Origin of the sequence: Metabacillus litoralis (assembly GCF_007994985.1) — a bacterium.
Classification (GTDB): domain Bacteria; phylum Bacillota; class Bacilli; order Bacillales; family Bacillaceae; genus Metabacillus; species Metabacillus litoralis.
In genome coordinates this window covers 203,953-227,354 of record NZ_VOQF01000001.1, presented here as the reverse complement: position 1 = coordinate 227,354, position 23,402 = coordinate 203,953, and the positions used below count along the sequence as shown (strand labels likewise).

At 31.9% G+C, this 23,402-nt stretch carries 25 protein-coding genes and 1 other annotated feature; of the genes, 19 read left to right on the top strand and 6 right to left on the bottom strand.

Going from position 1 to position 23,402, the window contains the following annotated elements; genetic code table 11:
• Nucleotides 1-208: 208 nt before the first annotated feature.
• Both FS935_RS01165 and tyrS read left to right on the top strand, forming a co-directional pair.
• A complete protein-coding gene (locus FS935_RS01165) occupies nt 209-748 on the top strand; it encodes a MarR family transcriptional regulator (protein WP_146945697.1) in 540 nt (179 codons plus the stop codon).
• Nucleotides 749-764: 16 nt separating this feature from the next.
• Nucleotides 765-990, top strand: a binding site (T-box leader).
• A 44-nt stretch (nt 991-1,034) separates the two neighbouring features.
• Nucleotides 1,035-2,279, top strand: coding sequence for a tyrosine--tRNA ligase (gene tyrS, locus FS935_RS01160; RefSeq protein WP_146945696.1), 1,245 nt, complete (start codon nt 1,035-1,037; stop codon nt 2,277-2,279).
• A gap of 330 nt (nt 2,280-2,609) precedes the next feature.
• Here tyrS and FS935_RS01155 read toward each other — a convergent pair whose 3' ends face one another.
• Entirely contained in the window at nt 2,610-2,933 is a 324-nt protein-coding gene (locus tag FS935_RS01155) for a DUF3784 domain-containing protein (protein WP_146945695.1), read from the bottom strand.
• A 308-nt stretch (nt 2,934-3,241) separates the two neighbouring features.
• Here FS935_RS01155 and FS935_RS01145 point away from each other — a divergent pair, with 308 nt between their 5' ends.
• The 4 genes from FS935_RS01145 (at nt 3,242) to FS935_RS01130 (ending at nt 6,195) form a co-directional block, all read left to right on the top strand.
• Nucleotides 3,242-3,838, top strand: a complete 597-nt coding sequence (locus FS935_RS01145; protein ID WP_146945693.1) for a TetR/AcrR family transcriptional regulator — start codon at nt 3,242-3,244, stop codon at nt 3,836-3,838.
• 4 nt (nt 3,839-3,842) lie between these two features.
• The gene (locus FS935_RS01140) at nt 3,843-5,105 is read left to right on the top strand and encodes an MFS transporter (RefSeq protein ID WP_158638491.1); all 1,263 of its coding nucleotides are present in this window, start codon (nt 3,843-3,845) and stop codon (nt 5,103-5,105) included.
• 205 nt (nt 5,106-5,310) lie between these two features.
• Nucleotides 5,311-5,880, top strand: coding sequence for a histidine phosphatase family protein (locus FS935_RS01135; RefSeq protein WP_146945691.1), 570 nt, complete (start codon nt 5,311-5,313; stop codon nt 5,878-5,880).
• A 69-nt stretch (nt 5,881-5,949) separates the two neighbouring features.
• Complete coding sequence (locus FS935_RS01130) at nt 5,950-6,195, top strand: hypothetical protein (protein WP_146945690.1); 246 nt, start codon at nt 5,950-5,952, stop codon at nt 6,193-6,195.
• Between the two features lie 96 nt (nt 6,196-6,291).
• On the opposite strand, the gene FS935_RS01125 is transcribed toward FS935_RS01130, so the two are convergent.
• Nucleotides 6,292-6,567 (bottom strand): hypothetical protein, encoded by a 276-nt coding sequence (locus FS935_RS01125; protein ID WP_146945689.1) that lies wholly within the window; start codon nt 6,565-6,567, stop codon nt 6,292-6,294.
• 603 nt (nt 6,568-7,170) lie between these two features.
• On the opposite strand from FS935_RS01125, the gene FS935_RS01120 reads away from it, so the two are divergent.
• On the top strand, nt 7,171-7,683 hold the full coding sequence (locus tag FS935_RS01120) for a hypothetical protein (RefSeq protein ID WP_146945688.1): 513 nt from the start codon (nt 7,171-7,173) through the stop codon (nt 7,681-7,683).
• A gap of 326 nt (nt 7,684-8,009) precedes the next feature.
• Here FS935_RS01120 and FS935_RS01115 read toward each other — a convergent pair whose 3' ends face one another.
• Entirely contained in the window at nt 8,010-8,294 is a 285-nt protein-coding gene (locus FS935_RS01115) for a hypothetical protein (protein ID WP_146945687.1), read from the bottom strand.
• A gap of 645 nt (nt 8,295-8,939) precedes the next feature.
• On the opposite strand from FS935_RS01115, the gene FS935_RS01110 reads away from it, so the two are divergent.
• Entirely contained in the window at nt 8,940-9,596 is a 657-nt protein-coding gene (locus tag FS935_RS01110) for an urease accessory protein UreH domain-containing protein (RefSeq protein WP_146945686.1), read from the top strand.
• 132 nt (nt 9,597-9,728) lie between these two features.
• Here FS935_RS01110 and FS935_RS01105 read toward each other — a convergent pair whose 3' ends face one another.
• A complete protein-coding gene (locus FS935_RS01105; RefSeq protein ID WP_158638490.1) occupies nt 9,729-10,373 on the bottom strand; it encodes a GNAT family N-acetyltransferase in 645 nt (214 codons plus the stop codon).
• 1,409 nt (nt 10,374-11,782) lie between these two features.
• On the opposite strand from FS935_RS01105, the gene FS935_RS01100 reads away from it, so the two are divergent.
• The 3 genes from FS935_RS01100 to FS935_RS01090 all read left to right on the top strand — a co-directional run bounded on the left by FS935_RS01100 (nt 11,783) and on the right by FS935_RS01090 (nt 15,462).
• A complete protein-coding gene (locus FS935_RS01100) occupies nt 11,783-13,606 on the top strand; it encodes a rhamnogalacturonan lyase (RefSeq protein WP_500684359.1) in 1,824 nt (607 codons plus the stop codon).
• A 611-nt stretch (nt 13,607-14,217) separates the two neighbouring features.
• Complete coding sequence (locus FS935_RS01095) at nt 14,218-14,418, top strand: Fe3+ hydroxamate ABC transporter substrate-binding protein (protein ID WP_338036889.1); 201 nt, start codon at nt 14,218-14,220, stop codon at nt 14,416-14,418.
• A gap of 183 nt (nt 14,419-14,601) precedes the next feature.
• The gene (locus tag FS935_RS01090; RefSeq protein WP_146945684.1) at nt 14,602-15,462 is read left to right on the top strand and encodes a phosphotransferase; all 861 of its coding nucleotides are present in this window, start codon (nt 14,602-14,604) and stop codon (nt 15,460-15,462) included.
• 3 nt (nt 15,463-15,465) lie between these two features.
• Here the strand turns inward: FS935_RS01090 and FS935_RS01085 are convergent, their stop codons facing one another.
• Both FS935_RS01085 and FS935_RS01080 read right to left on the bottom strand, forming a co-directional pair.
• Nucleotides 15,466-15,978 carry a CBO0543 family protein gene (locus tag FS935_RS01085; protein WP_146945683.1) on the bottom strand — a complete coding sequence of 171 codons (513 nt, stop codon included), beginning with the start codon at nt 15,976-15,978 and terminating at the stop codon, nt 15,466-15,468.
• Between the two features lie 21 nt (nt 15,979-15,999).
• On the bottom strand, nt 16,000-16,458 hold the full coding sequence (locus FS935_RS01080; protein WP_146945682.1) for a hypothetical protein: 459 nt from the start codon (nt 16,456-16,458) through the stop codon (nt 16,000-16,002).
• Nucleotides 16,459-17,050: 592 nt separating this feature from the next.
• On the opposite strand from FS935_RS01080, the gene FS935_RS01075 reads away from it, so the two are divergent.
• The 8 genes from FS935_RS01075 to FS935_RS01040 all read left to right on the top strand — a co-directional run bounded on the left by FS935_RS01075 (nt 17,051) and on the right by FS935_RS01040 (nt 23,269).
• Nucleotides 17,051-17,542, top strand: a complete 492-nt coding sequence (locus tag FS935_RS01075; protein ID WP_146945681.1) for a DUF2975 domain-containing protein — start codon at nt 17,051-17,053, stop codon at nt 17,540-17,542.
• Between the two features lie 10 nt (nt 17,543-17,552).
• Nucleotides 17,553-17,774 carry a helix-turn-helix domain-containing protein gene (locus FS935_RS01070; RefSeq protein WP_146945680.1) on the top strand — a complete coding sequence of 74 codons (222 nt, stop codon included), beginning with the start codon at nt 17,553-17,555 and terminating at the stop codon, nt 17,772-17,774.
• A 547-nt stretch (nt 17,775-18,321) separates the two neighbouring features.
• Nucleotides 18,322-19,185: an SDR family oxidoreductase gene (locus FS935_RS01065; protein ID WP_146945679.1), complete on the top strand. Its 864-nt coding sequence runs from the start codon at nt 18,322-18,324 to the stop codon at nt 19,183-19,185.
• A gap of 329 nt (nt 19,186-19,514) precedes the next feature.
• On the top strand, nt 19,515-19,979 hold the full coding sequence (locus tag FS935_RS01055) for a hypothetical protein (RefSeq protein WP_146945678.1): 465 nt from the start codon (nt 19,515-19,517) through the stop codon (nt 19,977-19,979).
• A 505-nt stretch (nt 19,980-20,484) separates the two neighbouring features.
• Nucleotides 20,485-20,949, top strand: coding sequence for a DUF2691 family protein (locus FS935_RS01050; protein ID WP_146945677.1), 465 nt, complete (start codon nt 20,485-20,487; stop codon nt 20,947-20,949).
• Between the two features lie 68 nt (nt 20,950-21,017).
• Nucleotides 21,018-21,095, top strand: coding sequence for a MerR family DNA-binding transcriptional regulator (locus FS935_RS23795; RefSeq protein ID WP_240050808.1), 78 nt, complete (start codon nt 21,018-21,020; stop codon nt 21,093-21,095).
• A gap of 171 nt (nt 21,096-21,266) precedes the next feature.
• Complete coding sequence (locus FS935_RS01045) at nt 21,267-21,860, top strand: GyrI-like domain-containing protein (protein ID WP_240050774.1); 594 nt, start codon at nt 21,267-21,269, stop codon at nt 21,858-21,860.
• Nucleotides 21,861-21,919: 59 nt separating this feature from the next.
• Nucleotides 21,920-23,269 (top strand): MATE family efflux transporter, encoded by a 1,350-nt coding sequence (locus tag FS935_RS01040; protein WP_146945676.1) that lies wholly within the window; start codon nt 21,920-21,922, stop codon nt 23,267-23,269.
• Nucleotides 23,270-23,402 lie beyond the last annotated feature (133 nt).

Below are 23,402 nucleotides of genomic sequence, written 5' to 3'. Positions count from 1 at the left end.
ATTGATTTGTCCTAATACTTTTCAAAAGGAACTGTTTTTTTAAATTAAAGTAAATTCGTTCGATATGTGAAGTGAACTTAGTTCAAGTTGCAGAACGAAATAGTTATTTAGAATATCCTAGTCCTAATTATTGATCTGACAAGAGATTCTTAACATGCTCTTGCAAAGAAAAAAATTTTTTGTTATTATCGTTTCATAGCTAACGATTATGAAAATTCAAACGGAGGTGATTATTATTCATGCTTTTGATGATGATGGGGAATTGTTATCTGATGAGAAAGATACAATAAATCTATTAGCGAAGCTACCTTTGGATTCACTTGATTTAGATGCTATTTCTGTTGTAACGAATATTTATAGAGTTGCTCAAGGGCTAAGAAACAAAATGGAACGAGAAGTGCTATCAGAGTTTGGGTTATCATGGACTTCATTTTCTTTGCTTTATGATTTGTGGATATGGAAATCAGTGGAAACGAAAAAATTAGCACAATCGGCTGGTGTTTCAAAAGCAACAATAAGCAATATTACAAAAACCTTGGAGCGAAAAGAGCTGTGTTATCGAAAGGTGGATAACAGAGATAGGCGAATCACTTACGTTACGATAACCGAAAAAGGTAAAGACGTAATGGAAAAGGTATATCCAAACTTTCATAAAGGTGAAGTAGAAATTGCTTCAAGTTTAGCTACCGATGAAAAAAAAGATATCTCTAAGCTACTTAGAAGGGTAATACGAGAAAATAACTTTTAATAGACAATAAAATACTAAAAAAGTGATGACAGGACAATCAGTAGTCATTATCTCTCTGCTTACAGAGAGTCGATGGGTGGTGAAAATCGACGCAAAGATAATGACGAATTACAGTTTTTGAGCTTTCTTTGTGAAGAAAAAGATAGTAGCAAAGAACGGACGAGCCGTTAATCGTAAAGTGGGAGGAATTGTTCCTTCAATTAGGGTGGTACCGCGTGCACAAAGTTAACCACGTCCCTTTTCTTGGGGATGTGGCTTTTTTATTGATTTTTTAGGAGGAACAATAATGAGTAATTTCATAGAAGAGTTAAAAGAGGAACAATTAAAAGAAGTAAAAAGGCAAATGATCATTTACAGTCAAGGAGTTCAAGATATTATTCCAACAGAAGAGTTAGAGAAGAAAATTGCAAAATCAATACTTGAAAATAAACCACTGAAAATCAAATTAGGGTTAGATCCTTCAGCTCCAGATGTACACCTTGGACATACTGTGGTTCTTAACAAGATGAAGCAGTTTCAGGATAATGGTCACATCATTCAACTTATTATTGGTGATTTCACTGGGAAAATTGGTGATCCCACAGGTAAGTCAGTGGCGAGAAAGCAATTAACAGAGGATGAAGTGAAGCATAATGCGAAAACATATTTCGAACAATTTGCAAAGGTAATCGATATGGAAAAGGTTGAGCTTCATTATAATTCAAAGTGGTTATCTGATCTAAACTTTGAGGATGTAATACAGCTTGCTGGCAAGATTACGGTAGCAAGACTTTTAGAAAGAGATGATTTTGAGGAACGTATTGCTTTAGGAAAGCCAATATCGCTACACGAATTTTTCTACCCTTTAATGCAAGGCTACGATTCTGTAGTTTTAGAATCTGATATTGAGCTTGGTGGAACTGATCAGCATTTTAATATTTTAATGGGACGACATTTCCAAGAAAAGTTTGGCAAGGAAAAACAAGTTGCGATACTAATGCCATTACTAGAAGGACTTGATGGTGTTGAGAAAATGTCTAAATCTAAGAAAAACTACATCGGCATTGATGAAAGCCCCCAGGAAATGTACGGAAAAGCAATGTCAATTCCTGATGAGTTAATGGTTAAATACTTTGAGTTGGTGACAGCTTTTACACCTGAACAAGTTGAGATCATTAAGAATCAGTTACATTTTGGTGAACTTCATCCAAGAGATGCGAAAATGCTATTAGGAAAAACGATTGTTGAAATGTACCATGGTGTGGAAGAAGCGAACAGAGCAGAGCAGCATTTTGTCTCAGTTTTCCAAAAAGGGTCAATTCCTGATGAAATGCCTGAGGTCAAATGGAGCGGAAATGATCAAATTTTAATTCTTGATTTACTAGTTGATTTACAATTATTAAGCTCAAAAAGTGAAGCTCGAAGAATGATTGAAAATAAAGGAGTTAAAATAGATGGAGAAAGAATTGAGGATACGAAATTAGAAATAGCTGTTACCGATGGATTAATACTACAAGTTGGTAAACGGAAGTTTATAAAGATAACAAGATAATGAGCGAATTTAGTGTAATGAACCAGGAGCTAGAAACTTTGGTTTAATGAAGCAACAATAACTAACCTCGACAAAAGAGTAGCATTTCTGTTAGATTAGGAATGCTTTTTCTACTATAGTAGTTAGTGCTTCAATAACAATGAACATCTTCCAATTTATATTAAATTATGTAAATGCTTTAACTTTTGAGGACTTATCATGAAACGTTTACCATTTGAACCACCAACAACACACTATGATAAAAATTCATTATAAAAAACTTTAATGATAAAAAGGACTTCGGGATGATGTGCACCTGTGCTGAACCCCGAAGTCCTTTTTATTTATTTTTCAACTTTTCTTTTTAAATCTGTTGTTTGTATTACTGTATATTAGCGCAAATACAATAAGAGTGATTAGTAAGATAAGAGCAATCATAAATAAAACCTGGTTTTCCACTATATCGCTAAATGCAAATAATAGTATGCAAAAGCTAACACCATACATAATTTTCCCCATAAATTTGCATAATGCTACTTCATCATATTGAGCCTTTTCACTTTCAGACATAGTATTATACCCTGCAAGTAAGAATGCTCCTTTACCTTTTGATAGGATTATAGCGAAAATTAAAAACGGAATAAGGATAATAAGATTTACAAGCGCTCCAGTCACACTAATTACCACCTTTTTGTGAATTGCTCTGTTAATTTAATGATCGAACCTTGATATTTATACGTCTGAAGTGATTCATATGTTTCATAAAGTGTTAGACGATCACAAACTGTAATCGACCCATGTATAGTTGTATGATCACTTTGTTGGTTACCATAATTTAAGAACTGTATCCAATCAATTAAAGAATTTGCTAAGTGGATTAACAAAAGTTGTTTACAAATTTTTCCGGTTTAATTATACTAATTATATAATGATTGATCAATCAATCATTATAGTTTTGTTTATAGAATAAGGAGTGAAGATTTATGGAGAATAGTGAAAATAAAAGAACATTAGAAATGAAAAAAAGAGACGTACTTCATGCAGCAACTGAATTGTTTAGTATGAAAAGTTATGAAGCAACGACAATGTCTGATATATCTAAAAAAGCAAATGTGAGTTTTGGAAGTGTTGCATCATATTACGGTAATAAGGAGGCATTATTTGCTATCTGTATTGAACAGCCTTTAGAAGAGTTTGTAGAAATCTTTTTGAATTTTAATAAACATACAACTTCAATTGTTGATGAACTAAGAGTAATGATTAAGCAGCATTTCATATTATTTTCTAGCATGAAGGTTTACCTGAGATTAATCGTTCAAGTTATTGCTCAGCATAAAAGATTTCCAAATGAAATTAATATAATTTTTCAACACACTGAAATCATTCAGAATGCTATAGCAAAATTTATTCAATACGGTCAAGAGCTAGGTCAGCTTAAAGAAGGGGATGCAAAGATGTTATCTGTAGCTTATGTTAATTTTCTTTTCGGTACAATCCTTTCATATGCCATTAATCCTAGTGAAGAGGAACAGAACGAATTCATTTCAATTGCGATAAGAATGTTCGGACCAATAGGATAAGATGTTGAATAAATTTGGATTTCTTAAAGACTATCATTCCTTTAGTAAAATGATTAAGGTAAGAATTGTTCTTCTATTTATATCTGTCTTATTTAACGCAATGGTTATGCCTTATGTTGTTGTATATTTTGTAGAACGTGTTGGAATCAACATAGCTTCATTGATGGTTTTAGGTGTAGGGATAGCTGGAATACTAGGAAGTTTACTAGGAGGAAAGTTAGGAGACAAATATGGAAGGAAAAAAATGATTATATTCGGAGAAATAGGAAATGGAATTGGTTTTTTCTTAGCCTGTTTCTCAAGTGTATTTACTGAAATGCTAATCACTATTATTTTTATTAGTTTTCTCTTGATTTACTTTTTTTCTGGCTTATCAGGTCCAGCTTATAGTGCTTTTATCATTGATGAAACAACAAATAAAAATCGTAAATCTGTATATGTTGTAATGCTATGGGTGTCAAATTTGTCTTTTGCACTTGGAAGTATATTAGGAGGTTTTCTATTTAAACAGTATTCTTCTTTATTATTTTTCTTAGTAGGTTGTAGTTCTATTTTATCATGTATCTGTATAGCAATTTTAGTCCAGGATCATTTTATTAAGCGAAAAGTGGAATCAAATAATCTCCGTGTGAAAAATCAGATAAAAGCTAATAGTAATAAACTTAAAGTTTATCAGCATATGCTAAAAGCTCCTATCTTTCAATTCTTAGTTATGCTAACTTTGATTCTTTCATTGATGAATAATCAATTACCATATTATTTAAGTGTACATTATGTAAATATATTTGAAACAGAGGGATATACAATTTTAGGATTTTTAAGAAGTGAAAATACACTTATGATTTTCTTTTTAACTTTTGTTATCACTAATCTATTGAAGAAAGTCTATGAAATTAAATCTCTATTATTTGGTGTATTGTTGTTTTTTATAGGATATATAGCTCTTAGTATGGGCGAAATACCATCAATTTTATATATGGCTATGGCTATAATGTCAATTGGGCAAATCATATATTCTCCAGTAATACAAACAATCTCAGCTGATGTAATTCCAGATGAACATAGAAGTACATACTTGAGTATTCTAGATGTAATTGGACATATAGGTGGTTTATGTGCATTTTTATTTGTACCACTCATGCAATATATACAGCCTTTTAAAATATCAATAATTTATGGTGTATTTGGTTTTATATCATTAATTATTATTTATCGAATACAACAGAATCGCAAAGAAGAAAAGATTTCTATTCCTAGTGTAAGCTAGTTGATCGTAACTTAATTTGTCACTACTATAGAAAATCTAAGATTCATAATTAATTCAACAATTTCACTATAATTCTGTAAAAATATGTTAATATTTAATTTGAGGTTGGATATTACTACCAATGGTTACTAGGATTTCCGATACTTAACTGTTATTACAGCTTTATGTTAGTTGATAAATAGATTTTTAACATTGAGGTGCTTTTATGAAAACGTATATATATATGGTAAGACATTGTGATTCGCCTAAAGAAGGTGAGGAAAGGACAAGAGGTCTAACCGAATTAGGAAAAAAGGGAGTTCGGAGTGTCACAGAGATTCTAAAGAAAGAGAAAATTGACCTCATCGTTTCAAGCCCATATCTTCGCGCGACATTAACGGTGCAGCAGCTGGCTGAAGAAATAGGGCAAGAAGTTATGATATATGAAGATCTTAGAGAAAGAGTTTTTACAGTAAAAGAGACCAGAATGTCTGACTCTGAGCTAATGCCTTTAATAAAAAAATCCTTTGATGATGATAGCTTTTCATTAACTGGTGCAGAGTCAAATTCTGAATGCAGAAAGCGTGCAATAGAAATTCTACAGAAATTACTAATAACGCACAAAGGACATAAGGTCGTTATTAGTACTCATGCAGTCATCATGACACTAATGATGGGCTATTATGACATAAAATATGGATTGGATTTTCTGTTAAATACAACTAAACCAGATATATATAGAATGGAATTTGAGAATCAAGATTTGTTGCAGGTTGAAAGATTAGTTAATGGTTAATAGATCATCTGTTTGCTTTAATCTAATTTTAGGTTCTTCACGAATGGAAGGCACAGAAGGAGAGCAGTCATGAAAATATTACTATCTAAATCTGCTATATGGATTTATAGTTTGATCTTTTTCTCTGTGATAGGAGTCTTTTTAGATATTGCTACGATAGGGGCAGAAGAATTTGCTTTATTTGAAGGTGATATGACAACGAGTAATGATGCAAAATTTCTACGAGCTATAAATAATTTATATTTTCCTGTCATCCTAATGATTCATTTATTTGTCCTAATCATATTTATAGTGAAACGAATGAAGAAAACCTAAGAAGTAAGGTATAGCCCAATTTACTAGAATTAAAAGCAAAAAAGCGGAATCATATTTTTGAACACCGCTTCCTTTTATATAAGGTATTCCAACTAATTAACTTGCTGATTTCGATCCTTTTGCATTTATGACTAAGATTGTAAGTAAGCATAAACAGATTACAAACACAGGTAAAATAAAGTTAGTTATGTAAGGATTATTTACAATGGAACTTAACATAAGTAAAGCTCCAAGAATGGAATAAAAGGCTATCGCAATATTTGGTTTCTGTTTAAACCCAGCTGGAGCTACTAGCCATTTATACTTTTCTTTATTTACCGTTATTAAGAGAGCACAAATAATACTTAAGAAACCTAAAAATGAAAAACTCATTTATTAACTCCTTCTTATATGGAAATATTTGATGAAATTAGTTTGCCATATGTTTCTATATTCTAATACAAGTAACGTTTAGTTGAAGAAATGAGAAGGATGTGAATTTTATTATTGTATTAATTTTAAAAATATTGCTTATATGTGGAATTATTATTGGATTTCTTATTGCTTTAAAAAAAGATATGAAAAAGCTAAAAAAAGAACAACAAATACACCCTTTACATATCATGTTGGAATTGTCTTTTATTATAGGAAGTTTACTTTATGTAATTGGTCTCTTACTATTTGATTTCTTACTTCTGGGGAAAATTGCATTGGGCATCATAACTGTTGGTCTAATTTACAACTTTATAATAAATTGGAGTGTAATTACTCTATTTAAAACTATTTTTGTGATGTGTGGATTTACAGCACACTTGTATTTGTATATTTTGTTTTATCACTAAATTAGTAAAAAATAAACTCATTTATGATTGTATGGTTTTTTCGTATCAATAAAGGGTCTAAAAGGGGAAGAAGTTATTGTGTAGTTTAATATATTTGAAAATGGTATTTTGACAGTTTATTAGAATTTTTTTGATCTTTAAGAGGTGGACTAAAGTGAAGAAAAACGTTGAAAAGAAATTATTTAGTTTAATGTCTGGTGAATTTTTTGCATTAGTCATGTTTGCATTTCTTTGGATACTATATATTAATATTTTGGATACATTCGACGCTCATCTTACTTCTTTAGAAAACATCTATGCCTTTCTTTTGCTCGAATTTATTCTTTTACAGGGCAGTATCTATTGGTATTTAAAATGGAGTAAAGTCAAACATAACAAAAGCTATCATTTATCTCATAGACAATTACATGTATTCCGTTGGTTTAGGAGAATCAACGTGCTCTTATTATGTTTAGGTCTTTTTATCTTACTAAAAAATATTGGATACTCTCCAATTACTTTCAATGGATTTTATTTGTTTTTGTATTGCTTTGCTTTAATAGAATACATAAACTATTATCATCTTCGCCTATCTTATCTAACTTCACAAGAGTTAAAAGAATTGCTTCATCAAAAAGGATTAAGGAGCTCTATTTTAGCAAGAGAGCTTCGTAATATGAATAATTAAATCCAGCTGTTTTAGGTTATAAGAAAAAGGACTAACGTAAGTATATTAGTCCTTTTAAAAAGGTTTAACCGTTTCCTAATTTTTCTTGAAAGTAACTACAAGCTGCCATAGACCAAGCAGATACAATATTTCCAACAAAAGATAATACACTAGTAAGAAGATCCATTATTATCACTCCTTTTAAGTATTATCCTATATTTTTACTGTAATTACCATATTTTTCAGTGGATGGACAAATGGGGTGGAAAAGAGATTTATAAAGAGAAAGAGAACCCTTTATAAGAGTTCTCTTAATTACTAATATTCTCTAAGTATGACGATTCCTGTTATGTTAATGAGGAAGCAATATTGTTTAAGCCTTCAAGAATGGATGGTTTATTTCCACCACAGTAAAATGATGTAACCAATTGATAACATGTATCTTGATTAATTAAAAAACATTTGTGTGTTCCCATTTCGTAGACAAAGTAATTTTGTTCTTCACCTTTTAACGCATCAAACACTTTATATTTTTCAAGTTCAAATAATTCTCTTGCACCATTTTGAGCCAAATCAAGAAACTCTTCTCTCGATACTTCTCTTAGTGCCACTAAATCTCTATTATCATTCATTTTAAAACCTCCAGTATTTTCTATTTATTGTTGTCTGTTGAGTAAAAAATCATCAAAATAGCAGTTGTGTAACAGGACATTTATTGTTTTTAAAGACACTGTTATTAAAAATTAAATCATATAATTTGTAATAGAATACCATGTTTTGATATGTGCTTTTAAATTTTATCATAATTGTATTTTTAAGTGGTAATCATCGGTTTTACATAATTAGAAGTCCTTTTTACCTAAGGCTGTTTTCGTAAACTTTGCTGCTTTTAGTTCTAAGAAGAAAACAGCACTGTATAAGGTCTAGTGGCATCTTTTCTTCTTAGAATCGTACCTTTTATATGTTTACTAACAGGAAATTAGGTTAATTAGCAACAATCCTTCAGAAAAGAGCCTTTAATAAAGAAATTGTGTAGCAGAAATCGATTTTAAAAGTTATTTATAAAGATCAGATTAATTTAGATAAGTAAAAACTAGCTTTTTGATTGTGGAAAGTACAATATAAATGCTGCTTTTTGTCTTTATGAATGTAAATTTTACGATCAAGGTTGATTTGTGAAAAAATAAAAAATTCCACGATGATCTTAATTTAAAATGATATAATTTTCAAGAAAGAATGTTTGAAATATCAGTGACATGAAGAAGGAGTAATAATTAATGGAAATAGGGTATTTATCTATCTTAGCTTTAGGATTTGTTCTTGGAATTAAACATGCTATAGAACCAGACCATGTAATTGCTGTATCCACTATTGCTAGTCGAAGTAAAAAGTTGTGGCGTTCATCTTTATCAGGTGTATTCTGGGGAATTGGTCATACTATAACACTTTTTATATTTGGAATTTTTATCATTTTAATGAAAGGTGAAATATCAACTGTTTGGGCTATGTCTTTGGAGTTTTTAGTGGGAATTATGCTTGTCTACCTTGGGATCACAAGTATCCGTTCCATCAAAAAAATGGAAGGCAATCTTCATGAGAAACATCCAAAAGATGAAATCACTTATATGAAATCATCGCTAATTGGATTTGTACATGGATTGGCCGGAAGTGCGGCTATGGTGCTTTTGACTATGAGTACAGTTGAGAGTGTATGGGAAGGTGCCATTTATATTCTTATATTTGGTGTTGGAACAATCGTTGGTATGCTTTTCTTTACAACATTACTGGGTATTCCATTTATACTTAGTTCGAAAAAGGTAAACCTTAATAAAACCTTCATATTAATTACTGGAGGAATAAGCACTATTTTTGGGATATATTACATGTATAACTTAGGGGTAACAGATGGACTTTTTAAACTCTGGATACAGTAAGTATCCAAAAAGAAATTGATTTCGTAATATAAAATTGGTATTACTAGTCTCAGAACAATTCTGCACTAATAATAAGTAATCAAACAAAAAACAACAAAAGAGCAAAAATTTGTCTCTTTGTTGTTTTTATGTCTATTTTGTGAGTAATTTCTCGAAGTAGTCCATTCCTTTTTCATTCTTTTCTTTAAATCCCATTCTTCTTAAATAATCGATATGTTCATCATTTGATGTATAGCTAATTAGTCTGTTATAGCCTAAGTTTAAGAAGTAATCTTTACTATCTTCGTAAATAAAACTTCCAATTTTAAAATCTCGATATTCCGGAATAACAAAATCAAGTTCTACCTTTAATGTATTATTATCGTGCTTAGATCCTAAAAACACACCAGCAGGTACCATGTTTCGTAAAATATAAAAACTCACTTCGTAATGATTTGTTTTGAGCTTAGCAGGATCTGTTAATTTATTTAGTCCTTCTTTATAGAAATCAATGAAATGGTTAAAATACATTGAATCTTTTTCAATAGAGAGAATCTTAAAGTATTCCTTCTTAGCACTTGCACTATATATTTTCACTAGATAATAAATATTAATGATGACGATCCCTAAGTTCACAGTCCCAACAGGTAAAGCACCTATTAAAAATCCATAAAGTGAAAACAAGCTAGATCCTATTAAATTAACCCATCTTAGCTTAATAATTGAACTCATTAATAAAGAAATTAGGACTATAAGAGAAGCTAGGTATCCTAACCATTCAAACCAATTAATTTCCATCTTGTTAAAACCCCTTAATCCAAATGATATCGTTTGTGTAATTACGTAAAAAAGGTATGACTTCATTAGTTCATTCAATATTCACTATCGAATGTGCTTTCAACAATGCAATTTTTAGTTTTAATTTCTCATTAGGCTGCCATTTTGTTACAAGAATTATTAATTTTAGTATATGTAATATGTAATCTTTTTACTCATTAATGGATGTAGTCATTCCTTTCTAGTAAAAATTTTTGTGACATTATATAAGATAGGGGGGAGGTCACACGGGATTTAATTTAGGATAGAAATTTTCAATTTTAAAACGTTTAAGTGTTTGGGGTTTTTCATAGTTGTTTTTTTTGGGGGGGGGTGAACTAAATTGTAATATTTTTCTTAGTAAATTATTACACTGTAGCTCATTTTGAGAGTAAAAGAAGACATAGAAGTTTCTTGTGTGTGGGCTTGATGAAATTTGATTTAGAGCATTTTATATTGTTTATAATTGATATTAATGGTACTAATTCTTCGCCGCTTTCTTCTTCAACCTTTGCAGCTACAACTATTTCCATTTTTCCCTATCTTAGATTTCACTTATCTTTATTACCTTACATTCTTATTCCATAGAAAACTTCTTCCTACATTAATTACTTGATATTGGTCTTGACGCTACTTTAACTGACTAAGTGTTGGTTTCTTATCGTAAATAAGAAACCAAAAGCAATAGAAATAAAATTAGGAAGAATAACATTACGTAAATATTATGTTATGCATCTTCAATGTTGTCCACTTGTTAAGAAAATCAGGAAGATCATATAAAACCTTAATTTATTTTTAAGATGTAAATCTTGCTTTAATACCATAAATTTTGAAGCATCGATTGTAATGATCGAGTAGAAATCTTCCATAAGTGGCATGTTTAAAAATAGGTTATTAATACTGGTATAATAGATTCATTTTTTTCAATGACTGTTTTTTAAACAACAATAACTGTTTTATATATATTAATTTAAGAAGAGAAGAGGATATTATAAAATTGCAAACGCTTTCTAAAATAGTACGTGGAGGTGATTTTTTGTTATTTAGTTGATACTTAGTTAAAAAAGTACTTAAAAAGTATTTGTGTAAGGTTGTAAGTAATACGTTTGCAGTCGGATATTCTATAACCACAAATTAGGTCTAGTTGGGAGTGTTCTCATACTCCAAAGGATAATTCAAGTTTTATTAAAACGATCTTAACGAGTATTGATGGGAGAATATCTAGATCTAATGTTAAACAGAGTGTTGTGAAGCTATGTACCAAAGTATCAGCATATTTAATTTATAAAATTAGGAGCTGATTTATCGTGGTAAAGAATCGTCCATATCAAAAAATAGCAAAAGTAGTTTTAATAGGTAGCGTTGTCTTTTCTTCAGTATTTTTACCAACAATTCCATTCTTAGATACTAACCTCAATCAAGTACATGCTGCTACATCAAGACAAATGGAATCGTTAAACCGAGGGTTAACAGCGGTAAAAACATCCAATGGTGTATTTGTTAGCTGGCGACTACTAGCCACAGAATCAAGTAGTGTTTCATATAACCTCTATAGAAATGGTCAGAAAATAAATTCTTCACCGATTACATCAAGTACGAATTTTTTAGATACAAATGGGACATCAAGTTCAACTTATTATGTGAAAGCTGTTCTTAATAATACTGAGCAAGCTGCATCTGAAACTGTTAAAGTATGGGGAGAGAATTATCTAAATGTTCCTATCAAAAAGCCTAATGGTGGTGTAACACCAGATGGAGTTAGTTACTCTTATAGTGCAAATGATGCCAGTGTTGGTGATTTGGATGGAGACGGTGATTATGAAATTGTCGTAAAGTGGGATCCGTCAAACTCTAAGGACAATTCAAAGGATGGCTATACAGGGAATGTTTTTGTTGACGCATATGACCAAGATGGAACTCAACTTTGGAGGATAAATCTAGGTAAGAATGTACGAGCAGGAGCTCACTATACCCAATTTGTTGTTTATGACTTAGATGGCAATGGAAGAGCAGAGGTCGCGATGAAAACTGCGGACGGTACAATTGATGGTCAAGGTACTGTGATAGGAAATGCAACTGCTGATTATCGAGATGCTAAGGGGAGAATTTTATCTGGACCAGAATATTTAACGATTTTTAGCGGAGGATCTGGTCGGGCATTAGAAAATATTCGCTTTAAACCGGAAAGGGGTAACGTATGTGATTGGGGCGATTGTTATGGCAACCGTGTGGATCGATTCCTTGCCGGTGTTGCGTACCTTGATGGACAAAGACCAAGTTTAATTATGTCCCGCGGTTATTATGAGAAAACGATGATCACTGCCTATAACTACAGAAATGGTGACTTTAACGAATTGTGGACATTTGACAGTGACGATTCTGGGAATCAAAGCTATGCAGGACAAGGAAACCATAGTCTCGCTACAGCTGATTTAGATGGTGACGGAAAAGATGAAATCGTTTATGGTGCAATGGCAATTGATGATAATGGTCGAGGTCTTCATTCAACAGGATGGGGGCATGGTGATGCTCACCATGTAGGTGATTTAAATCCTAACTATCCCGGAATTGAGATTTTTCAGGTTCATGAAAATTCAGGTTCTCCTATAGGCATGGGAATTCGTGATGGAGATTCTGGGCAGCTTTTATGGGGACTTCGAACAGGTCAAGATACTGGTCGAGGTGTAGCTGCTGATATTGATCCACGCTATGCAGGTACTGAATTATGGGCATCAGGTCAATCATTATATTCTGTTACTGGAACAAAAATCAGTAGTACAGCACCTTCCTCTATGAATTTTGCCATATGGTGGGATGGAGATGTCAGTCGTGAGCTTCTTGATCATCATTGGAGTGGCTCAACTGGTGTTGGTAAAATCTATAAATGGAATTATCAACAAAACAAGCTGGATACCCTTTTAACGGCAACAGGAACTTTTTCAAATAACTGGACGAAAGGTAACCCAAGTCTACAAGCAGATTTATTTGGAGACTGGAGAGAAGAAGTAATTTGGAGGTCAGAAGATAGTAGTGCTTTACGTATTTATACAACGACTAATATAACAAATCAGCGAATCTTCACTCTTATGCACGATTCTCTATACCGTACTAGTATTGCATGGCAAAATGCTGGGTATAACCAACCACCACATACAAGCTTCTACCTAGGAAGTGGCATGAAAACACCTGCTATGCCGAATATATATACACCTTAAATATGAATGGATCTTTATATAACGATTGTAAGTGATTAATCTGTTTGGCGTAATTTTCATTAAGATTTTCCTCTATATCTGAAACGTCTCAATTCTTGATATTAAAAGAGTTTGAGGCGTTTTTTTATTCTTTTTAATCAGAATAAGGACTAGATGAACTTGGTACAACTTATTCAGCAAACCACTAAATTGTTGAATAAAAAACAAGAAGATTATGTTAGAATTAGGAAGAAATTATAATAGTTTGTTTTTGAACTATAACGCTATCTTTAGTTTAACAGCTATATATTAATTGACCTTTTGCAGTGAATCTGATGAGTACCGATCATTAAATGTTCAAAGACATGATGCACATAGAATCTACCTTTAAGGTGGATTAGATATAACATGTCATCAATTTCATATGTCTTTATGAAGAAGAAAAATCTATCTGTTGTAAGCGGTTTTGGTACGTTAATAGTCCTGAAAAAGATGTAGAAGTAACGATAGTGAAGAGTAATGAATTAAAGAAATTGTAGAAGAAGTTAATATGGAAGAATTGCAAAGCTGATCTACAAGTTAGGATTAATTATCTTTCTAGTAAGAGATAAATATTATTTAGGAGTGATTAAGTGTTGTGGGATCAACCGAAATGTACGATTTGTAATAAAGAAATTAAGGAAGATGAAGATGTATTTGTAAAAATACGTTATCCAAAGCAAAAAGGATTTACAGAAATTAAAGCTTATTTAAGAAACAACGGAAATTCATTTGTGAAGATTGTTTTGAAGGTAAACCTAACTAGATTTTTTTGCATGAATGATTTTAGCTGAATTCTAGGTTGATAGAAGTATCTACTAGTGAAAAGAATAGTTTTCAGATCATAAAGCAAAATACTTTGCCGTAAAGGACAAAAAATGAATGAAGGAATCACAATGGAAACCCCACGATTTGTTTGATCATATAAGCGACAGCTTAGTCAGTTTTCTTAACTACTTGAAAGTGGGGATTTAGAAATGAATATCGATGAAATCATTAAAGAACTGAATCAAAATAATATCATTAAAACAAAACCCAGAAATTATAAGAAGCTAACTGGAGGTACATCAAGTGAATTGTATCTCCTTTGTATAAATGAAGAAACAAACTATGTTGTTAAATCTAATGAATCACAGATTCTTAAAGTAGAGTCTGATTTTCTTAAATGCTACAAGGAATTGAAGTTCATACCGGATCTTTTCTTTGTTGAGCAATCTTATCTTTACATAGTGTATTCCTACATATCTGGTTCTAGTAACAATGGTGGAATAACTAAACGAACCATGCTTAAAGCACTTGTGGAAAATGTAATAAATCACTATAAAACGTTTCCCACAGATCATGCTGGCTTTGGCTATACTGATGATTTAAAAACTACTTGGGCTGATTTTTTTCTCCATGAATTGATTGAAGCTAATAATGTACTAAAACAACATGTTGCAATCGAAGAATATCATTTCGTGCTGAATGTCTTGGAAGAACTAAAGAATCAGGAATCCGAAAGAAGACCCATGTTATTGCATGGTGATTGTGGTGTGCATAATTTCATTTTTAATAAGAGACAATTAGTCGGTGTAATAGATCCGACTCCAATTATTGGTTACCCACTTTATGATGTTATTTATGCTTTTTGTTCCTCGCCAGATGACTTATCGAAAGAAACTCTCGATTTAGCAGTTAGTTATTTAACGAATAAAGGAGAAAGGTATCCATCCATTTTGTACAAAGAAGTAATGATTGGTTTATATCTTCGTCTAGCAGCATGTATCAAACACCATCCATGTGATTTTGAAAAATATCTTAAAGCTTGGTTTTACTGGAAGAAAGTAATTTTGTAATGCTTATTTCCTAATAATTTGTTGCTGATTAGTTTGAGAGCTATCACTACCATAAAAAAACCATTTAAAATATATTCTAGATAAAAAATATGTAAACCAAATGGTGATAAAACTCCATTTCCAAGACCATTTTTTGTAGTGTATTAAGTTAGTATACTTTTCAGCGAACACTTCAAAGCCAGTGATAATTGAGGTATGAAAGCAATAATATAAGATTTTAAGCAAATTATTCTTTTTTTCTGGATAGTATAAATTGAAAATAGAGCATAATGCAGGGTAAACAAAGTATTCAAACGTAAAACTTGCTTTATTAGCTGTTTTGAAAAATAAACGATACGGATATCTAATTAGCTTCTTTTCTACTACAATCAACCCAAAAATCCATGTGATAACTTGTTTGAATAAAAACGAAACTTGAGCTTCTTTGATTTTGTTGTGAGGTACCAATTTAATTAATAACACGGAAGTAACAATCCATGATGAAAGTTCTATCATTTTCTCTAATCTATTTTTCATAATTAGTTCCACCTTTAGAGCTTATCTAGCTAAAAATTTAATTTTTCGATTAAATGAATACGTGTATGTGCCTATTAACATGATACATATAATGAACAAACCAACTGTAATTATAGGCATAGGAATGTATCGTGCATAAAAAATACCAAAACAACCCAATAATGCTGATAAGAAAAACCAAAAGGGTGCGAATGTATGATCAATAGAAGTCTTATTGTAATCTGAATTTATTACAGAATCATAAGCACAAAGTGCATAGAACCCAGGATAGAATAGTGCGAAATCATAATTTATAAGATGTAATGCCTCGGTGTGTTGACCACTAAAAGAAAGCATGAGTGAAGCATTTATATTGGAAAGTTTGTTTAGAATATGTTCAAGAACGAGTAAAATAATCCCTTTAGTAAACTGGTGATTATGAACTTGCCCGAGACCAGGCATGACAAATGAAAGAAGTGCTGCAAAAAAATGTCTCCTCAAGTAATTACACCTTCCAATTGTTTTTTGTAATAGTCTAAACATCCATTGTTTTTTTATACGTATAATTCCATATCATGAATGGACTCGGTACTAAATAAGGTGTAGGTTTTTAGAAAAACTAGTGATGGTAACTGTACAAATCTTTCAAAATGATGATGAAAAATGTATGGTATGAGTAGAATATGAGGAATTAGCTTGCTGTTTATCGCTAAGTATGCCAAAATTATTTATTTGCTTGCAGTTTTATTTTTAATCGTCAAAACAGTAACGCCAAACAAACAGACATCTAATATAGTTTGGAGTATACTTTTTGCAGCGATTGTCACTCCAGTCCTTTTTATTGAGTTTCATGTAAAAAGGAATAAAAAGGATAAGTGATTGATGAAATATGATTGTTGAAGATCAGTTAACAATATAATCTTTTAACCTAGAAGCATATCCCGTTTGTTGTGGGAGGCTTTTTTATTTTTGATTTATTCTTAAAGTTCCCATTAAAAACAATAAAGTATTTTTTATTTCAATAATATTTTATTGTAAAACGATAAATAATGTGTTAAATTCAAATAGAAAACAAATAAATGAGGTGTATAAGATGAAACCAAGTTCAACACTTTTTCTAAAGATAGCTGTTATATTTATAGGAATTCCAGTACTTGCTTTATGTTTATTTTTGTTACCACAGATTGCATCAGAAGCAAATGAAGCAGCAGAAAAAGGATCAGATCTGGCTTATGCGGTATATGCAATTTTAATGGTTATGTATGTTTCAGCCGTTCCTTTTTACTTCGCTTTGTACCAAGCTTTTAATCTTTTAACGTATATTGATAAAAACCAGGCTTTCTCGGAACTATCTGTAAAAGCACTAAAGAAAATCAAAAATTCTGCGCTAATAATCAGTAGCTTATATGTTGTAGGATTACCTTTTGTCTATATTTTAGCAGAGGTAGATGACGCACCAGGCCTTATCATTGTTGGAATGGTGATGATTTTTGCTCCGATGGTTGTTGCTGTCTTTGCGGCTGTTCTTCAAAGACTATTAAAAGAAGCCATTGAAATAAAAACAGAAAACGACCTAATAATCTGAGGTGATAAATATGGCAATTATAATTAATATTGATGTAATGCTGGCTAAAAGGAAAATGAGCGTAACAGAACTTTCCGAAAAGGTTGGTATCACAATGGCAAACCTATCTATTTTAAAAAATGGAAAAGCAAAAGCGGTACGACTTTCCACCTTAGAAGCCATTTGTAAGGCATTAGACTGTCAACCAGGAGATCTTTTAGAATACAAAAGTGATGAAGATATCCAAGAATAGGAGCTAAAAGGCGTGAAACTTTTATAAAAAGTTTCACGCCTTTTACTATCAACATAAATAACCTACCTTAAATAGAATAAATAGGTAGATTAGGACACAAATGTTATCTTTTTATGAAGTTTACATGCTCCCATGCAGGTTATTCAGGAGAAATTAGTTGGAAGTGGTGAACAAACAACTGCAGTAAATACATAATTCTTCAGCTTGACTTATTATTCATTCAACTTTGGGCAATAATCGTTCAACTTTTCATGATAATCATTCAACTTTGGGCAATAATCGTTCAACTTTTCATGATAATCATTCAACTTTTGCCAATAATCATTCAACTTTTATATATAAACGTTCATTCGACATTAATTGACAAGAAATTTGTTGTTAGACCTTACAGATTAATTTTTACAAAGGGAAGAATACTATGAAAAAACAAAGAATGTTAATTATTATTTAGTCTTAATACATTTTGTTTAATATTATAATAATGGTAAAAAAGTAAAATCAACAAGAAGACTTATTGACACTTGTTATGGAAGGTGGGAAATACAGAATGAAGGTTCTCGTTACGGGATTTACAGGGAAAGTTGGTTCACAGGTTGCAAAATTTTTACGTTCGAAAGATATTCCGATGGTATGTGGAGTTCGAAATGTGGAAAAAGCGAGAGATTCGTTAGGAGATGAATATGAGTATGTAGAACTGGATTTTGCTGAACCAAGTACATTTGAAGGAGCACTTGAACAGGTTGATCGCATCTTTTTAATGTACACACCAGGTGCTGATCTACAGTTTGATATCTTTCTAGAAATGGCAAAGGATAAAGACATAAAGCACATTTCCTATTTGTCGCTAAAAGATGTTCAATTTATGCCATTTATTCACCATTACAAAATGGAAAAGCTAATCAAAAGCAGCAATATTCCTTATACGTTTGTTCGTGCAGGGTATTTTATGCAAAATTTAAATGACTTCCTTTGTAAGGAAATTAAAGAAAGGCAACGTATTTTCGTACCGGCAGGTAAAGGGAAAACAAGCTTTGTTGAGACAAGAGATCTTGCGGAAATCTCTGTTTTATCCTTAATAAATACAGAGATTCATAAAAACAAAACCTATGTGATCACAGGAAATGAAGCACTAGACTTTTATGATGTTGCAAAAATAATGACAGATGTACTTAATAAAAAGATTGAATACACAAACCCTTCTGTTAAAGAATTTAAATCTGTAAAGAAGAAGTTAGGTGAAGATGAAGAATTTGTGAATGTAGTGGTTGGTGTGCATATGCCAACAAAGCTAGGACTTGCTAAAGGAATAAAGCATGACTATGAAAAAGTAACAGGCAAAAAGCCGACAAATATACGAAAGTATGTGGGAGATTTTAAGGGGAAATTGGATTTAGAAAACATAACTACATGAAGTTTGAAGAAATGGAAGTCTTTATCAAATAAAATGGACAAAAGTACGGAAATGGACTATGGATTTTGATATAACACGTAATGTTGACGGAGATAAACCTTATAAAATTGTGTTTAAATGTAAAAAGGTGAGTGGGGGTATGATGAAATACTTCCTTTGAGTCAAAATCATTTACAACATGAGATTCTTCTATTATCTCAAACAATAATCATTATTCACTGTTCATCTATTAAAATTAGAAAGATAGAGATATAAATGATTTTTTGAACTTCTACAAGATTCTCTATTGAATATGAAAGGTTAGTTTGGTATGAAAAGGGGGATCAGTTATGTCTGAAATTACATTTTTAGCATCATCAAAGTCTTTTATCATTCCCGATGAAATTCAAGAGTATAATAATCGTACTGTTTTTGAACGGATAGAAGATGTGATGGGATTATGGGTTGAAGAAGTGGAATCCGATGGATGGGGAGAATCGGTGGAAGGACTTTTTACTTTACCTTATATATATGAAATCACTGGTGCTGATTCACAGTTATTTCTATTCTACCTGGAAAAGTACATGGAGGTGGGAGATGTTATAGAACTTTTACATTTTCCTAATCAACATAACGTTGAATATTATATAAGCAGATTATCGGAACACCCTGAATCAATTTTCATTAATGTAGGAAGTTTTACATATCAAGATAAATATGGGACATATCAGTTGAACTCTAAAAATTGGGTAGAAGAATTAAGTCATAAGAACTTTTTAACAGAATACGGAGTTACAACAATTGTTAAATATTAAGAATCCGGGGTTTGTAGATACACAAGTAGTTCGTTAAAGTTAGCTATTATTCAATTTCTCAATGAAAACGTTCATTCCAATAGATAATTAACAGGGAAAGAAAAGCCTCTGGCGGGATTCGAACCCGCACTCCTTTCGTAAGCATAGGCTAGGGGGAGAACACGCTTCCCTACGGAATTTCACCGACAGGAATTCCACCTGTCTCAGCTTATTTGCTTTTCGGTGCTTCTGAAACCCTTGCCTTGCGACCCGTCTCTACAATGTTTTACGGCGCTCTTCCCTTCTAGAGCTACAGAGGCGTATTATATATATATATTATACTTTGTTAAAAAAATTAACTACACTATTAATTTTAGTTGTTAAACCTTGAAGTGTTGAAGTAACACCTTCACACACTGCTTACTTTTATATTATCCTCAAAAAACAAAAATCAACATAAACGACTAAAGTAATTTGCGTTATTTATTATTTATGATAGAGACTAGTGATTCAGGGAGTGCATTGTATGAAACGTGGAATTAGTTTTGAGCTACCAAATGAATATGGAACATTTCTTGGTGATGTTTTAAAGCCAATTGACATTGCTACTTATAGTTGGAAAATCGGGAGTGGAGAGTCTTACAAGATAAAGAATAATGAATTGAATAATGATCTTTTCCCTGATAATAAAAAGGTGATAGAAGGAATTGATTTCAAAAGATTAATAGAAAATAATAGATATTATCTTATTTTTGTTGAACTTCAGGCACACCCAAAAGGAAGAATTGTAGAGATTAACAATTATGATGAGTTTTTGCGAAGTGATTGTGAGCTTGTTTTGCTGGTTGTGGATAGTTGCTATGTGAGCATCTACTGTAGAGATATAAGTAAACTAGAAATTTTATACAATAATGTACTGAATTATGGTTTTAAAGGTGTTGAATATATTACAAATGAAAATGATACAAGAACTACACTGTCCGTTTGGTAGAAGTACTTGTTAAGATATCATTAGCTATAATTAAAAAGTTTATTATTTCAAAATAAGGAGTTATTTATATGAAACATCAATTCCGTATCGGAGAAGTGGCCAAACTGTTCCAAATTTCTACCTCGACACTTCGTTATTATGATTAGATTGGCATTTTCCAACCTAAATATACGGATCAGCAAAGTAGTTATCGTTATTATACAATCGAGCAATTTATCTCACTCGATACAATTATTTTTCTAAAGAAAAATGGATTTTCGATAAAAGATATTCAACAGCAGTTAGAAAAGCGAACACCTGAAAATACGAAAGAACTTTTGGAACGAAAGCTTAAAGAAGTGAAAGATGAAATGGAAAGATTGAGAAGAGTTTCTGAGAAAATAGAAAGTAAAATTGCTACCATTGATGAGGGTCTTTCACTTCGTACCAATCCAACGTTGGAATATCGCTGGTTTCCAAAACGTGCAATTTCTTATATATACAATGATGTACCAATTGACTTGATGAAAGAATCTGAAGCATTGTATTTAAAAGACCTAGAAAACCTATCTTTAGCTGGTGTTGATTATGATGGTTTTTTCACTGGTGATTTTGGAGCTATTGTCGAGATCGATAGTCTTTATCAAGAAGGACCTGTGAAATATAGAGGTGTCTTTGAATTATTACATAATAATAGGAAAAAGCAAGGATTGAAAATATCTTATTTGGATGAAGGTATATTTGCTTGTTTCCCACATTATGGACCTTATAAAACAATTAAATCTAGCTATTCTTCTGTACTAGATCATTTGAAAAAATCAGGCTATCATGTGATTGGAGCTCCTTTAGAAATAGCCATACTTGATGAATCTGTTATTCAAGATGAAGCAGCATATATCACCTTACTTCAAATTCCGGTAGAAAAAGATTGACCTTCAAGTAACTTGAAGGTTTATACTTTCTCTTGTAAGAAGTACAGGAGGAATAACAAATGAGCGGAACTGCACATGAAAGCTTGAAACATCAATCAGTAAAAAAGGTATTTTATCAGTATTTTTTCCCATCATTATTAGGAATGATGTTAATGTCAGTAAACATTCTAATTGATGGAGTATTTGTTGGTAATGGGGTAGGTGCTGAGGCGCTTGCAGGAGTTAACCTTGCCATGCCAGTTTTCTCTTTAATTTTTTCGATTTCACTTTGGATCGGCATCGGTGGAGGAACGTTATATTCAATTTATAGTGGAGAGGAAAATGTCGTTAAAGCGCGAAGTGTATTTTCATTGGGGCTTGCCAGTGCATTGGTGCCTTTATTAGTTATCGGAGTGTTCGGATATATAAACGTAGAGGCAATTGCGAATTTGCTTGGAGCAAATTCTGATACTCTTTTTCATACAGTTGAATATTTGACGGTCCTTTTTCTGTTTGGTTGGCTAATGGCATTACAACAACTTCTCAGTATCTTTGTTAGAAACGATGGTAGCCCTACCTTGTCAATGGTAGCTCTTGGTGTAACGGCTATCGTTAATATATGTCTGAATTATTATATGATTTTTATATTGGAGTTAGGTGTATATGGAGCAGCCCTTGCCACTGTGCTTGCAAGTATTGGGGGCATACTTGTTCTTATGCTTCACTTTTTAAAGAAGCATTCAAATTTACGGAAGCTTTCCTTTCAGTGGTCCTGGAATATGCTCAGAGGTATTTTCTCAATTGGATTTCCTAGCTTTCTTGCTGAAGCGGGTACCCTTGTCTTTGTTGTAGGGTATAACTTGGCAATTGTCGGTTTACTAGGTACAGAAGGAGTAGCAGCTTTTTCAGTCGTTAATTACTTACACGGCTTTATGTTTTTAACGTTTTTTGGCATTGAGTCAGCATTACAACCAATGATCAGCTATTATCATGGTGCAAAAGAAAAAGGTCGTATCAAGGAGAGTGTACTAATTGGTGAAAAAGCAGCATTTATTCTTGGCGCAATTCTTCTTCTCATCGGTCTGGCTGCTGCACCTTTGCTTGTATCACTCTTTGGATTAGAATCAAATGATGTGCGTAATTTAGCTGTTGATGGAATTCGGTTATTTTTCATTGGCTACCTTTTCCTAGGTTTTAATTTTGTTTATATGACTTATTTTCAATCCATCATGAATATTCGTCCTTCCATTATTATTATTCTATTAAGAAGCTTTGTTTTTATCTTATTCTTTTTATGGTTGCTACCAAAGTTCATTGGTATCGCAGGTGTTTGGCTTGCATTACCACTTGCAGAAATGCTTGTTGCCTTGCTGCTCGTCCTTTTTACAAGAAAACGTGTACTTGAACTCAAGCAAGTAAGAGGGTATTAATAAATAGTTTTTTAAGCTTAATAATTGGAGTCAAAATGGATCGGTTGAAATAGCCAAGGTTATTGTATGTAAATGATGCAAAAAACCTTGGCTATTTACTATGATTTTATTTTCTGATATCTAAAAGATTAAC